Origin of the sequence: Clostridium oceanicum, from assembly GCF_039521385.1 — a bacterium.
GTDB lineage: Bacteria > Bacillota > Clostridia > Clostridiales > Clostridiaceae > Clostridium_F > Clostridium_F oceanicum.
In genome coordinates this window covers 41,612-56,030 of the sequence record NZ_BAAACG010000003.1, presented here as the reverse complement: position 1 = coordinate 56,030, position 14,419 = coordinate 41,612, and the positions used below count along the sequence as shown (strand labels likewise).

Genomic DNA, 14,419 nt, shown 5'->3' with positions numbered 1-14,419 from the left:
CAAGTAATTAAAAAAAGAAGATAATTTGGAGGATATTGATATTTATGATTAAGTTTGAAACTGAATTAAAAAGAATAAAATATTTAGTTTTAAAAAACGTAGTAGAATTAGCAGCAAAGGATAATATAAGTAAATTAGAGATGCTTAAGATACCACATGATATTTTAGATGGTAATAAAGCACAATATAGATGCTGTGTATATCGTGAAAGAACTATAGTTTATGAAAGAGCACAGTTAGCCGCAGGATATCATCCTGATGATGATTTAACACAGGATTTAAGGGATATACAAGATGAAGATCAAATGATATATGTTATATCTGCAGCATGTGATCAATGTCCTATAAATAGATTTACAGTTACAGAGGCATGTAGAGGATGTGTGGAACATAAATGTATGGAAGCTTGTCCTGTTAATGCTATTACAAGAATAAATGGTAAATCCTATATTGATCAAGATAAATGTAGAGAGTGTGGAATGTGTAAGAAAGTATGCCCATATCATGCTATAGTAGAAGTTATGAGACCTTGTAGAAGAGTCTGTCCTACAGGAGCTTTAGAAATAGATCCAAATGATAGAAGAGCTATGATAGAAAATGAAGACTGTATAAACTGTGGGGCTTGTATGGCAGCTTGTCCTTTTGGAGCTATATCAGACAAAAGTTATATAACAAATGTAGTTAGATTACTTAAAGAAAAGAAAAATGTGTATGCAGTTATAGCACCTGCTATTGCAGGTCAATTTGGAAATGATATAAAAGTAGGTCAAATAAAAAATGCATTAAAATCAATAGGATTTAAAGATGTTATTGAGGCAGCTTGTGGAGCTGATGCAGTAGTTGTTAATGAATCAAAAGAATTTATGGAGAGAATGAAATCCGGGGAAAAATATATGACAACCTCTTGTTGTCCAGGCTTTGTTGGATATATTGAAAAGAAATTTAAAGATCAAGTAGAAAAGATTTCCACTACAGTATCACCTATGATTGCTACAGGAAGAATGATTAAGAAAATAGATGAAGATTCATATGTAGTATTTGTAGGTCCTTGTACTGCTAAAAAAAGTGAAATGAAAAAAGAAGAATTAAAAGATGCAATAGATTATTGTATAACTTTTGAGGAAGTAGCAGCTTTACTTGGAGGATTAGATGTAGATGTTTCAGAATGTAAAAATTCAGAAATAGAAGATGCCTCTTCATTTTCTAGAAGATTTGCTCAAAGTGGAGGAGTTACAGGAGCTATACAAAATTATGTTAAATCAAAGGGAATAGAAGGAGAATTTAATCCTATAAAAGTTGATGGAAAAGATAATATTAAAAAATCACTAGTACTAGCTAAAGTTGGTAAACTACCTTTTAATTTTATAGAAGGAATGATGTGTGAAGGTGGTTGTATAGGAGGTCCTGCTACAATTAAGTCTGCCTTAAAAGTTAAAGGTCAATTAAATAAATTTAGTAATGAATCTCAGAAAAAATCAGTGGTTGATAATGAAAAAATAGAAAAATTTGATAATGTACACATGCATAAAAAGTAAGTATAATATATAATTTAATACTAGATACAAGAATAGATTATAAAGCATATGATGTTATAAATATATTAATTAAATATTTTTAACGCATATGCTTTGTTTTATAAGGAACAATATTGTATGAATACAAATTTAATGAAATGATATGTAAATATTAAGGTTTTTTTTAGATATATAATTAATTTTTATGTTATTATGATATTCGTAGTACATACTGAAATAAAGGTGATTTTAGATGAAAAAGAAGAATTTGAAAGAAAGAATAGATTTTTTAAAACAGATTATAAAAGACAATAAGGCTAGTATTGTTTTATCATTATTTTTTATTTTAATAATTTTTGTTGGATATGAATATTATAAAAATATATCTGATTTTAGAAATCCAAATAAGATAAAAGAGATTATACTTTCTTATGGTAGCAATGGAGTTTTAGTATATTTGATGTTTCAAATTATTCAAGTAGTAGCTTTTTTTATACCAGGAGAAATAATACAAATAGCCGGTGGGTATATATATGATACTACTTTAGGGAGTATACTTTCTATAGTAGGAATTGTTATAGGAAGTAGTATAGTATATGGAATATCTCATGTTTACGGTAAGCCTTTAATAGAAAAAATTATATCTAAAAAAGAAATAAAGTTTTTTGATAAGATATTAAACTTAGGGGAAATAAATTTTGTTGTATTTTTATTATACTTAATACCAGGTATTCCTAAAGATGCATTAGGATATATATGTGGAATATCGAAAATAAGTTTTAAAAACTTTTTTATTTTTTCTACCTTAGGAAGAATACCTGGTATTATAATTTCTGCATATTTTGGTGCAAATATAAATGCAGGTAGTAGGCCATTACTTTGGGGAATAGGAATAACTGCTGTAGCACTATTTTTAATAGGGGTTATAAAAGGAGAAAAAATAGTAAAAAAGATACTAAAAAAGTAAATTTATTTTCTATTATGTAAATTATATATATATAAACAAATCATGCTACTTAAAAATATTATAATCAATATTATTAATGAACAATGAAAGAAAAATTCTTGTGGTAGCAAGTTTATAATAGGGTCTTTTCTAGGGTCAAAGAGCCAGTAATCATTTCTAAAAAGTATTTTATGAAACATATTAAAGCTTTTGTCAAAATTTATTATTAAAGGTAATGCTAATATTAAGGGAATCAATAATAAAAACATGCCTGTATATTTTAAAAAAATAATATTTTTATTTTTAAATTTCATAATTATAATAGGTAATAGTAGTATTATGCTTATAGTTATGAATTTTTTTATGCAAGAAAAAATGTATTTTACTTCTATAAAATGTATAATAGCTTCCTTTGAAGAAGGTAAATATGGAAGTTTAAAATTTGAACTATTAGAACTTATGTAATTAATCAAATATGTATAAACTTCTTTAATCTGTTCAGTATTTAAATAAGAGTTTTTTTCTATAGATAAATTTTTTATATCATAGAAATATATATATTTAAAATTTAATACAATGTTAAAAGAAATTAAGATTATAATAATTGATAAAATTAATCCTATAAATATATCTAAAAATTTTGTTTTATTTCTAAGAATCATAGGGTAAACACATCCTTTCTATTAAATATATATTTTACAACAAAACCTGTATAAAATATAGATGTTTGGTATAATAATAGATGTGTATGAATTATATAGCAAAACTGATTAAAATAACAATATAGCCATATAATTATAAAATTCAGAGAATATCAACCAATTAATTAACTATTTAATGGTTGATATTATAAGTGGTATTAACTATTATAATAATTGTATTAGCACTCAACGTTAATGACTGCTAACAATTATGTTAATTATTTAAAAATATATAAATTAAGCAAAATATATTTTAAGGAGGGGTTTACATGAACATTAGACCACTTGGAGATAGAGTTGTTATAAAGACAGTAGAGGCAGAGGAAACTACTAAAAGTGGAATCGTATTACCGGGAGCAGCTAAAGAAAAACCTCAAGTAGCAGAGGTTGTAGCAGTGGGACCTGGTGGATTAGTTGAAGGAAAAGAAGTTAAAATGGAAGTAAAAGTAGGAGACAAGGTATTGTTTTCTAAATATGCAGGAAATGAAGTTAAACTTGATGGAGAAGAAGTTACAATATTAAAGCAAGATGATATCCTTGCAATAGTTGAATAATTATATAAGATTTTAGTTAGGAGGGTTTAAAATGGCAAAGAGCATATTATTTGGAGAAGAATCAAGAAGAGCAATGCAAGATGGTGTTAATAAATTAGCGGATACAGTAAAAGTAACACTAGGACCTAAAGGAAGAAATGTAGTTTTAGATAAAAAATTTGGTTCACCATTAATAACAAATGATGGTGTTACAATAGCTAGGGAAATAGAATTAGAAGATTCATATGAAAATATGGGAGCACAACTTGTAAAAGAAGTTGCAACTAAAACTAATGATGTAGCAGGGGACGGAACTACTACAGCTACATTATTAGCTCAAGCTATTATAAGAGAAGGATTAAAAAATGTTACAGCAGGAGCTAATCCTATTCAAATAAGAGAAGGAATAAGAAAAGCTGTAACTAAAGCTGTTGAAGAAATAAAAGCTATTTCTAAACCAATCAATGGTAAAGAAGATATAGCTAGAGTAGCTGCTATATCAGCTGCTAATGAAGAAATAGGAAAACTTATAGCAGATGCCATGGAAAAGGTAGGAAATGATGGAGTAATAACAGTTGAAGAATCAAAATCTATGGGAACTGAATTAGAAGTAGTTGAAGGTATGCAATTTGATAGAGGATATTTAAGTCCTTACATGGTAACAGATACAGAAAAAATGGAAGCTAACTTAGAAGATCCATATATATTAATAACAGATAAAAAAATATCTAACATACAAGAAATACTTCCTATACTTGAACAAATAGTTCAACAAGGTAAGAAACTTATGATTATAGGAGAAGATATAGAAGGAGAAGCTTTAGCTACATTAGTTGTTAATAAACTAAGAGGAACATTCACTTGCGTAGCTGTTAAAGCTCCAGGATTTGGTGATAGAAGAAAAGAAATGCTTCAAGATATAGCTATATTAACAGGTGGTACAGTAGTATCTGAAGAATTAGGAAGAGAATTAAAAGATGTTACTATAGATATGCTTGGAAGAGCAGATAGTATAAAAGTTACAAAAGAAAATACTACAATAGTTAATGGAAAAGGCGAAAAATCTCAAATAGAAAATAGAGTGGCACAAATAAAAGCTCAAATAGAAGAAACAACATCAGATTTTGATAAAGAAAAACTTCAAGAAAGACTTGCTAAAATAGCTGGAGGAGTAGCAGTTATAAGAGTAGGAGCTGCTACAGAAACTGAATTAAAAGAACAAAAATTGAGAATAGAAGATGCACTAGCTGCAACAAAAGCAGCTGTAGAAGAAGGAATAGTTCCAGGTGGTGGAACAGCTTATATAGATATAATTCCAAAACTACAAAATGTAGATTCTGATATAAGAGATTCTAAATTAGGAATAGAAATAATAAGAAAAGCATTAGAAGAACCTGTAAAACAAATTGCTAATAATGCAGGGGTTGAAGGTGCAGTAATTATAGAAAAAGTTAAAGATAGTAAAGTTGGAATTGGATATGATGCTTTAAAGGGAGAATATGTAGATATGATAGAAAAAGGCATTGTTGATCCAACTAAGGTTACAAGATCAGCATTACAATATGCTGCATCAGTAGCTTCAACATTCTTAACAACAGAAGCTGCAATAGCAGATATTCCAGAAAAAGAAAGTGCTCCAATGCCACAAGCTCCAGGAATGGGCGGCATGGAAGGAATGTATTAATAAAAAGCATAAAATAAATATGAGTTACAAATAAAAGGATTTTTGATTAATCAAAAATCCTTTTGTTATATAAAAAAATTATAAATTGTGTATTAATACGCTGCTACCCTTAATTTTTTTAGCTTTACTTTTAATTTCAGTTGCAAGCTTAGTGATTTCTTCTGTATTAGAAAAGGAATTGAAATTACCGTATACTCCAGCTATAGATAGAGTAGTTAGATTAAAACTAGTTTTCTTTTCTGTTCTATCTAAAGATTCTATATATCCTCTTTTTATATCTTCCTTATTAAAAAAATTAAGAATTCCAATATCAAATTCATTTAATATAGAATCACAAAGTTCTTTTGAATCTTGAAAAGAGCTTTTTATAATACATATAAAATCGTCTCCTCCTATATGTCCAATAAAGTTATCATAAGGAAATTTGTTTTTTAATTTATTTTCTATTAAGTTTGATGTAAAATTAAGTATTCTATCACCATTTTCAAAGCCGTAGACGTCATTATATGCTTTGAAATTGTCTAAGTCCAAGTATAGTATACAAAATGTATGGGTGTCCCTTATAATGCCTTTTAACATATTATCTATAATAATATTCCCAGGAAGTCCTGTTAAAGGATTTAATTGTTTGGCATAATTGGTTTTTATAGTTGTAGTAAATTCTAAAAGTTTTTTAACTGTTACAAGTCCTAGATACTTAGAATTTTTTGTTACGATTATACAATCATAAACTTTAGAATCCTCTCTATTCATTGCTAACTTAGAAACTTTGTTTACAGGAGTATAATAATCTACAATTAGTGCATTACAATCCATTATAAGAGATACAGGTCTTCTAGAAAACACTGAAAAACCATATTGTACAGCTAGTACTGAATTTAAAGATTGTTTAGTTATAAGTCCTATAGGAAAATTATTATTTTCTACTATGCAAACTCCATTGAATTTACAAGTGTTAATGTACTTTTGCATATCTTTACAACTAATGTTAGCTGTAAAAGATTTTTCAAAATCACAAATTTCACCTATAAACTTGTTAAAATAATCATATTTGTTGGTAGTCCTTCTTATGGCATTAGTTTTAGGATTTAGTTTTTTATGCTTTAATATTATGTTTTTTATATTAGGAGATATATTAGAAATTTTTTTTGATGGTTTTTGAATAAAATAACCTTGAGCATAATCTACGTCTAAATAAATTAATTGAGATAGTTCCTTTTCGCATTCTATACCTTCTGCTATTACTTTTATATTTAATTTTTTAGCGTATTTAACAAGAAATTTAACAAGATACTGTTTAAATTTATCTTTATGTATGTTTTTTATTAAAGCTATATCTATTTTTATATAATTAGTTTTTATTTTTGATAAAGTTTTTAGTCCAGAATAACCAGAGCCAGTATCATCTAAAGCAATTTGATATCCTTTATTTTGATAAAAAGATAGGGAAGTATTAAACTTATCGTAATTTTCAATTTCAGTTTTTTCTGATAATTCAAAAACTATAGAACTAGGAGAAAATGTGCTTTTAAATAAATAATTTATAGTAAAATCTTCTTTGAATTTTTGATTATTTAAAATTGTAGGATTGATATTTATGAATAATAACTTGTCTTTTTTTAATTGATTTAATTTTTGTAATGTTTTATTTCTACAAAGTGAATCTACTTCTAAGTATTTATTGCAAAAAGAAGCAGCATTAAAAAGCTTATCAGGATAGTATAAATCAGAATTTTCAGGTCCTCGACTTAAGGCTTCATATCCTAATATTTCTCCTGTTTTTAAAGATATTATAGGTTGGAAAAGTATAGTTATGTCTTTTGTATTTATTATATTTTTTATAACAGATAAAGAATTTTTCATAATATCATACCTCAAATACATTTAATTTCTAATATATATAATCTAATATATATATTAGAAATTAAATGTTTAAAAAATAAATTTTAAACATTATTTATTTTGTTTCCACATATTTAATAGGTCTATATTAGATAAAGATTTTAATAATCTTTCTACTGATTCAGGGTAAATTTCTTCCAATTTAAACAATAAATTTTTCATTTCTTCTCTTGTAGTTTTTTTATTCTTTGGGCAATTACTTTTTACTACAGGCAAAGAATATTTAGTTACTAATTTTTTTATAATGTCTTCACGTACATAAATTAAAGGTCTTATAATATTTATATCGTTATTTTTATACTCTATATTAGGGTGAAATGTACCAAGTTTACCTACTTTTAAAATATTCATAAATAAAGTTTCAATTACATCATCACAATTATGTCCTAAGGCTATCTTATTTGCACCTATAGATTTAGAAACTCTTACTAAAGCCCCTTTTCTGAGTTTAGAACAAAGAGAGCAAGGATTTTTTTCTTTCCTTTCTTTAAAGACCACATTTGCTATATTAGTTTTTTCTATATGAAAATCTATATTATTTTTAGAGCAAAAATCTTTAGTAGAAGTTAGATTATCATTAAATCCTGAATCTATATGAAGAGCAGTTAATTTTATATCTTTTACAGCAGTTAATTGTATTAATTTTAAGCAAAATAATAAAAATATGCTATCTTTTCCACCAGAAACTGCAACAACAATATTATCTTTCGGTTTAATCATGTCATAATCATCAATAGCTTTTCTTATATTTTTAAGGAACAATTTATTAAATTCTTTTTTAAATCTTATCAAGTAATATCACTCCTGTTTTAAATTTGAATTTTAGTTACGTTAGGATAAATATAAGCTTTTAACCTATAATAAGATTAAATACTACATTAAGAATAATAAAATTTAGTTATTAATTCAATATGTTTTATATTAATTTAAACTTGTAATCTTTATGTTTATTTCAAGTTATATTTGTAATATTTATAAAAAAATAAAATTTCTATTGAATTTATTTATAATATGAAGTATAATACTAACAAATATTTTAATAAAAAGGATTATAACCTTCATATTTTTAAGAAAATGAAGGAAATAATTCAACTCATATATCCCCATGATAAGGATGGGAGTATCTACCGGAAACCATAAATTTCTGACTATGAGTGAGTGTTAATATGGGTGATTTGACCAGAAATTAAAACATATTAATCTTCACTTATAGTAGTAATTTCAATAAGAGAAGATTAATATGTTTTTATTTTTTTAGAAAGGATGATATAATATGGCACAAATATTAAAACATGCATATACTTTTGACGATGTACTATTAGTTCCAAATAAATCTGAAGTTTTACCTAGAGAGGTTAAATTAAATACTAAGTTAACAAAAAAGATAAGCTTAAACATACCATTAATAAGTGCAGGAATGGATACAGTTACAGAAGCTAAAATGGCTATTGCTATGGCTAGAGAAGGCGGAATAGGTATAATACATAAAAATATGTCTATAGAGAGGCAAGCAATTGAAGTTGATAAAGTAAAAAGACAAGAAAATGGAGTAATAACAGATCCTTTTTATTTATCAAAAGAAAATAAAATAGAAGATGCATTAGCTCTTATGAGTAAATATAGAATTTCAGGAGTTCCTATAACTGAAAAAGGCAAATTAATTGGTATAATAACAAATAGAGACATAGTTTTTGAAACAAACTACAATAAAAAAATAGATGAAGTTATGACTAAAGAAAATCTTGTAACAGCTCCAGAAGATACAACAATAGAAGAAGCTAAAAATATATTAAGTAAACATAAAATAGAAAAATTACCTTTAGTAGATGAGGAAAATAATTTAAGAGGACTTATTACAATAAAAGATATTGAAAAAGTTAAGAAATTTCCTAATAGTGCTAAAGATGAAAAAGGTAGACTTTTATGTGGAGCTGCTGTAGGTGTAACAAAAGATATGTTAGAAAGAGTAGAGGCTTTAGTAAAAGCTAATGTTGATATTATAACAGTAGATACAGCTCATGGTCATTCTATGGGCGTTATTGAAGGTGTTAAAAAAATAAAAGAAAACTATCCTGAACTTGAAATTATTGCAGGAAATGTTGCTACAGCTGAAGCTACTAAAGATTTAATAGAAGCTGGTGCAGATTGTATTAAAGTTGGAATAGGACCTGGATCTATATGTACTACAAGAGTAGTATCAGGTGTTGGAGTTCCACAACTTACAGCAGTAATGGATTGTGTAGAAGAAGCAGAAAAACAGGGAATTCCAGTAATAGCTGATGGTGGAATAAAATATTCAGGAGATATAGTTAAAGCATTAGCTGCAGGAGCAAAATGTGTTATGATGGGCTCAATGTTTGCTGGCTGTGATGAAGCACCAGGAGAAACAGAAATATATCAAGGAAGAAGTTATAAAGTATATAGAGGAATGGGATCTTTAGCAGCAATGGCTTGTGGAAGTAAAGATAGATATTTCCAAGAAGGAAATAAAAAATTAGTTCCAGAAGGTGTAGAAGGAAGAGTACCTTATAAAGGTGTAGTATATGATACAATATTCCAAATGCTAGGAGGAATACGTTCTGGTATGGGATATTTAGGAGCACCTACTCTACAAAATTTATATGAAAATGCAAAATTTGTAGTTCAAACAGCTTCAGGTATAAGAGAAAGTCATCCTCATGATATATCATTAACTAAAGAAGCACCTAACTATAGTGTAAGTCACTAATAAATAAGAAAGTTGGAGGTACTTTAATGAATAGAGAACTAGTATTAGTTGTAGATTTTGGTGGACAATACAATCAATTAATAGCAAGAAGAGTAAGAGAAAACAATGTTTATTGTGAAATAATTCCATATGACTATTCAATAGAAAAAATAAAAGAAAAAGATCCTAAAGGTATAATTTTTACAGGAGGACCTAATAGTGTATATGAAGATAATTCACCAAGAATTGACAAAGAAATATTTGAATTAGGAATTCCTATATTAGGAATATGCTATGGAGACCAACTTATGGCATATACTTTAGGGGGAGAAGTTACAAGTCCTGATAAAAGAGAGTATGGAAAAACAGAAGTTGATTTAAATAATGACAGTTTATTATTTAAAAATATAAAAGTTAAAGATCAATGTTGGATGAGTCATACAGATTACATATCAAATGTTCCAGAAGGATTTAAAATTGTAGCAACAACAGATGAATGTCCTTGTGCAGCTATGGAAAGTGAAAAATTAAAATTATATGGAGTTCAGTTTCATCCAGAGGTTGAGCATACTCTTTTTGGAAAACAAATGCTCCACAATTTCTTGTTTGAAATTTGTAAATTGAAAGGCGATTGGTCTATGGCTTCATTTGCAGACGAACAAATAAAGAAAATAAAAGAAAAAGTAGGAAATAGAAAACTTATATGTGCTCTTTCAGGTGGTGTTGATTCTTCAGTTGCAGCAGTTCTTGTTCATAAAGCTGTAGGTAAGCAATTAACATGTATATTTGTAGACCACGGATTACTTAGAAAAAATGAAGGCGATCAAGTAGAGAAAATATTTAAAGAGCAATTTGACATGAATTTAATAAGAGTCAATGCAGAAGATAGATTTTTATCTAAATTAAGTGGTGTAAGTGACCCTGAAAAGAAAAGAAAAATAATAGGTGAAGAATTTATAAGAGTATTTGAAGAAGAAGCTAATAAGCTTGGAGATATAGGGTATTTAGTTCAAGGAACAATATATCCAGATGTAGTAGAAAGCGGAACTAAAACGTCAGCTACAATAAAGAGTCATCATAATGTTGGTGGACTTCCAGAGGATATGGAATTTAAATTAATAGAACCTTTAAGAGAATTATTTAAAGATGAAGTAAGAGCAGTAGGAGAGGAACTTGGAATACCTCACAAATTAGTGTGGAGACAACCATTCCCAGGACCTGGTTTAGCTATAAGAGTATTAGGCGAAATTACAGAAGAAAAACTTTTTATAACAAGAGAAGCAGATGCTATATTTAGAGAAGAAATTGCAAATGCAGGATTGGAAGAAAAAATATGGCAATATTTTGCATGTTTACCTAACATACAATCAGTAGGAGTTATGGGAGATGAAAGAACTTATTGCCATACAATAGGTTTAAGAGCAGTTACTTCTTCAGATGCTATGACTTCAGATTGGGCTAGAATTCCTTATGAAGTATTAGATAAGGTTTCTAGAAGAATAGTAAACGAAGTTAAAGGAGTAAACAGAATTGTTTATGATGTAACATCTAAACCACCATCAACAATAGAATGGGAATAAAATAAGAATTATAAAAGTGTTTTCAATTCATCTTAAGGGATAATTGAAAACACTTTTTTATTGTTAATAATAGTTAGAAATTTCACTATATATATTTATGAAAAAAAGAAATTATAATAAATATATTAATATTAGTAATATATTATAAAATTTATTCATATGATTAACCTGAAGTATAAAAAATATTGATAAAAAATATACAAAAGATACGGGAATTTTATATTAATATATGGAAGAAAAAGGTTGATATATAAAGGAATTTACTATATTTTAGTGGGTTTATTAAGTCGATGTATAAAAATTGACAGAAAAAATGTAAAATATAATTACAATTGACAAATATTAGTCATAATGATACCATGAAATTGTAAAAAAATTAACTATTTTTTAAAGTATAATTTTATTATTATAATTTGCAAGGAGGATATTGATTGTGAAAATATTAATGTATAGTGTACGCGAACACGAGAAACCAGCTGTTCAAAAATGGTTAGAAGAAAATCCAGGAGTTGAAATTGATATATGTGATGAAAACCTTTTAGAGAATACAGTATGTAAAGCAAAAGATTACGATGGAATTACTATTCAACAGACAAACAGTATAGGCGGAGAAAATATATATTCTACTCTTAAAGATTATGGAATTAAACAAATAGCTTCAAGGACTGCTGGTGTAGACATGATTGATTTGAAAACGGCTTCAGATAACAATATTATCGTAACTAACGTACCTGCATATTCACCAAATGCTATTGCAGAACTTGCAGTAACTCACACAATGAACTTGCTAAGAAATATTAAAACTATAAATAAAAGAATAGCTTTTGGAGATTATCGTTGGTCTGCAGACCTTATAGCTAAAGAAGTAAGATCTATAACAGTTGGTGTTGTAGGCACAGGAAAGATAGGCAGAACTGTTGCAAAACTTTTTAAAGGATTAGGAGCAAAGGTTATAGCTTATGATGCTTATCCAGACAAACAATTAGAAAAAGAAGATATATTAACTTATAAAGAATCATTAGAGGATGTTTTAAAAGAAGCTGACGTTGTTACGTTACATACTCCTCTTATAGAAAGTACAAAACATATGATAAATAAAGATAATTTAAAATATATGAAACCAACAGCATTTATAGTAAATACTGGACGTGGTGGAATAATTGATACAGAAGACCTTATTGAAGCTTTAGAGCAGCATAAAATAGCAGGGGCTGCCTTAGATACATTTGAAAACGAAGGATTGTTTTTAAATAGAGTAGTTGATCCAACTGGAATTCCAGATCCTCAACTTGATAAATTATTGAAAATGGATCAAGTTTTAATTACTAATCATGTGGGATTTTTCACTACTACTGCAGTTGAAAATATAGTAGACACTAGTCTTAATAGTGTTAAAGAAGTATTGGAAACTGGAGATAGTGTCAATAGAATAAATTAATTATTTAGATGAAATTGGTGTGGATTTATTCTTTAAAGATAATATGAATTTATCCATTTCAATATAGAAAAATTTAATGTTTATTTAATTGTTATTTACGCAATTGGTTATAAAAACTAATATTTTTAATATTTAAGGAGGAATGGTTAAATGGAAAAAATGGGTTTAGCTTTAGAAGGGGTAAAAGTAGTTGAACTATCAAGTTTTGTAGCAGCACCTAGTTGTGCGAAACTATTAGCTGATTGGGGTGCTGAGGTAATTAAAATAGAACCAGTTCAAGGAGATAACTTAAGATTTGTAGGTAACGTATATAATTCACCTGCTAGTGATGAGGAAAATCCTATGTTTGAACTTGAAAATGGAAATAAAAAAGGTGTAGCTATAAATACTAGAAGTGAAAAAGGTAAAGAAGTATTAGGAAGATTACTTAAAGATGCAGATATTTTTATAACAAATGTGAGAGAAAAAGCATTAGAAAGAAGTGGATTATCCTATGGTCAATTAAAAGATAAATATCCTTCACTAATTCATGCACATATATTAGGATATGGTGAATGTGGACCACTTAAAGATAAACCAGGATTTGATTATACTGCATATTTTGCAAGAGGTGCTGTAAGTACATCTTTAATGGAAAAAGGAACATCACCAGCTAATACTAATGCAGGATTTGGCGATCATTATGCAGGTATAAGCTTAGCTGCAGGAATACTTGCGGCTCTTCATAGAAAAACACAAACAGGCAAAGGCGATAGAGTTACAGTAAGCTTATATCATACAGCTATATTTGGAATGGGATTAATGATTACTACAGCACAATATGGAAATGAAATGCCATTATCTAGAAGAACTCCTAACAATCCATTAGCAACAACTTATAGATGTAAAGATGATAGATGGATACAATTAGCACTACTTAAATATGATGCATGGTTCCCTAAATTCTGTAAAGAAGTAATAAATAGACCTGAATTAGCAGAGGATGAAAGATTTAACACACAAGCTGAAGTTGTAAAACATGTTGAAACTTTTGTAGGAATTATGGAAGAAGAGATGATTAAAAAGGATTTAGATGAATGGGCTGAATTATTAGATAAAGCTGATGTACCATATGAAAAACTTCAAACTTGTGAAGATATATTAGAAGATGAACAAGCATGGGCAAATGATTATTTATTTAAGAAAACATATAAGAGTGGAAATACTGGGGTATTAGTTAATACACCGGTTAAATTTAGTGAAGCAGGAATTAAAGAATATGAAAGTGCACCTAGAGTTGTTGGAGAAGATACAGAAAAGATTCTTATGAATTTAGGATATAGCAAAGAAGAAATAGAAGAAATGAGAAAAGAAAAAGCAATAAGATAAAATAGGTAAAAATATTTTAATAAGGTATAGAAACATAAATTTAAAA

Annotated in this window: 11 protein-coding genes and 1 riboswitch; of the genes, 8 read left to right on the top strand and 3 right to left on the bottom strand. The window is 27.6% G+C overall.

The features are described 5' to 3' along the window. Positions 1 to 44 precede the first annotated feature (44 nt). Both ABDZ71_RS02025 and ABDZ71_RS02020 read left to right on the top strand, forming a co-directional pair. Positions 45 to 1,535: a 4Fe-4S dicluster domain-containing protein gene (locus ABDZ71_RS02025; protein WP_343758345.1), complete on the top strand. Its 1,491-nt coding sequence runs from the start codon at positions 45 to 47 to the stop codon at positions 1,533 to 1,535. Positions 1,536 to 1,767: 232 nt separating this feature from the next. Beyond that, positions 1,768 to 2,481 (top strand): TVP38/TMEM64 family protein, encoded by a 714-nt coding sequence (locus tag ABDZ71_RS02020; RefSeq protein ID WP_343758343.1) that lies wholly within the window; start codon positions 1,768 to 1,770, stop codon positions 2,479 to 2,481. 2 nt (positions 2,482 to 2,483) lie between these two features. Here ABDZ71_RS02020 and ABDZ71_RS02015 read toward each other — a convergent pair whose 3' ends face one another. Beyond that, positions 2,484 to 3,122: a TIGR01906 family membrane protein gene (locus ABDZ71_RS02015; RefSeq protein WP_343758341.1), complete on the bottom strand. Its 639-nt coding sequence runs from the start codon at positions 3,120 to 3,122 to the stop codon at positions 2,484 to 2,486. Between the two features lie 308 nt (positions 3,123 to 3,430). Here ABDZ71_RS02015 and groES point away from each other — a divergent pair, with 308 nt between their 5' ends. After that, positions 3,431 to 3,715, top strand: a complete 285-nt coding sequence (groES, locus tag ABDZ71_RS02010; RefSeq protein WP_343758339.1) for a co-chaperone GroES — start codon at positions 3,431 to 3,433, stop codon at positions 3,713 to 3,715. Positions 3,716 to 3,746: 31 nt separating this feature from the next. Further along, positions 3,747 to 5,378, top strand: a complete 1,632-nt coding sequence (groL, locus tag ABDZ71_RS02005) for a chaperonin GroEL (protein ID WP_343758337.1) — start codon at positions 3,747 to 3,749, stop codon at positions 5,376 to 5,378. A gap of 78 nt (positions 5,379 to 5,456) precedes the next feature. On the opposite strand, the gene ABDZ71_RS02000 is transcribed toward groL, so the two are convergent. Both ABDZ71_RS02000 and ABDZ71_RS01995 read right to left on the bottom strand, forming a co-directional pair. Then, positions 5,457 to 7,241, bottom strand: coding sequence for an EAL domain-containing protein (locus tag ABDZ71_RS02000; RefSeq protein ID WP_343758335.1), 1,785 nt, complete (start codon positions 7,239 to 7,241; stop codon positions 5,457 to 5,459). 90 nt (positions 7,242 to 7,331) lie between these two features. Next, positions 7,332 to 8,072, bottom strand: a complete 741-nt coding sequence (locus tag ABDZ71_RS01995) for a tRNA lysidine(34) synthetase (protein ID WP_343758333.1) — start codon at positions 8,070 to 8,072, stop codon at positions 7,332 to 7,334. A gap of 281 nt (positions 8,073 to 8,353) precedes the next feature. Beyond that, a riboswitch (purine riboswitch) is annotated at positions 8,354 to 8,451 on the top strand. 102 nt (positions 8,452 to 8,553) lie between these two features. Here ABDZ71_RS01995 and guaB point away from each other — a divergent pair. The 4 genes from guaB (at position 8,554) to ABDZ71_RS01975 (ending at position 14,373) form a co-directional block, all read left to right on the top strand. Further along, the gene (guaB, locus tag ABDZ71_RS01990) at positions 8,554 to 10,008 is read left to right on the top strand and encodes an IMP dehydrogenase (RefSeq protein WP_343758331.1); all 1,455 of its coding nucleotides are present in this window, start codon (positions 8,554 to 8,556) and stop codon (positions 10,006 to 10,008) included. A 26-nt stretch (positions 10,009 to 10,034) separates the two neighbouring features. Beyond that, a complete protein-coding gene (guaA, locus tag ABDZ71_RS01985) occupies positions 10,035 to 11,567 on the top strand; it encodes a glutamine-hydrolyzing GMP synthase (protein WP_343758329.1) in 1,533 nt (510 codons plus the stop codon). A gap of 433 nt (positions 11,568 to 12,000) precedes the next feature. Next, positions 12,001 to 13,005: a D-2-hydroxyacid dehydrogenase gene (locus ABDZ71_RS01980; RefSeq protein ID WP_343758327.1), complete on the top strand. Its 1,005-nt coding sequence runs from the start codon at positions 12,001 to 12,003 to the stop codon at positions 13,003 to 13,005. Positions 13,006 to 13,155: 150 nt separating this feature from the next. Further along, complete coding sequence (locus ABDZ71_RS01975; protein WP_343758325.1) at positions 13,156 to 14,373, top strand: CaiB/BaiF CoA transferase family protein; 1,218 nt, start codon at positions 13,156 to 13,158, stop codon at positions 14,371 to 14,373. Positions 14,374 to 14,419: the final 46 nt, after the last annotated feature.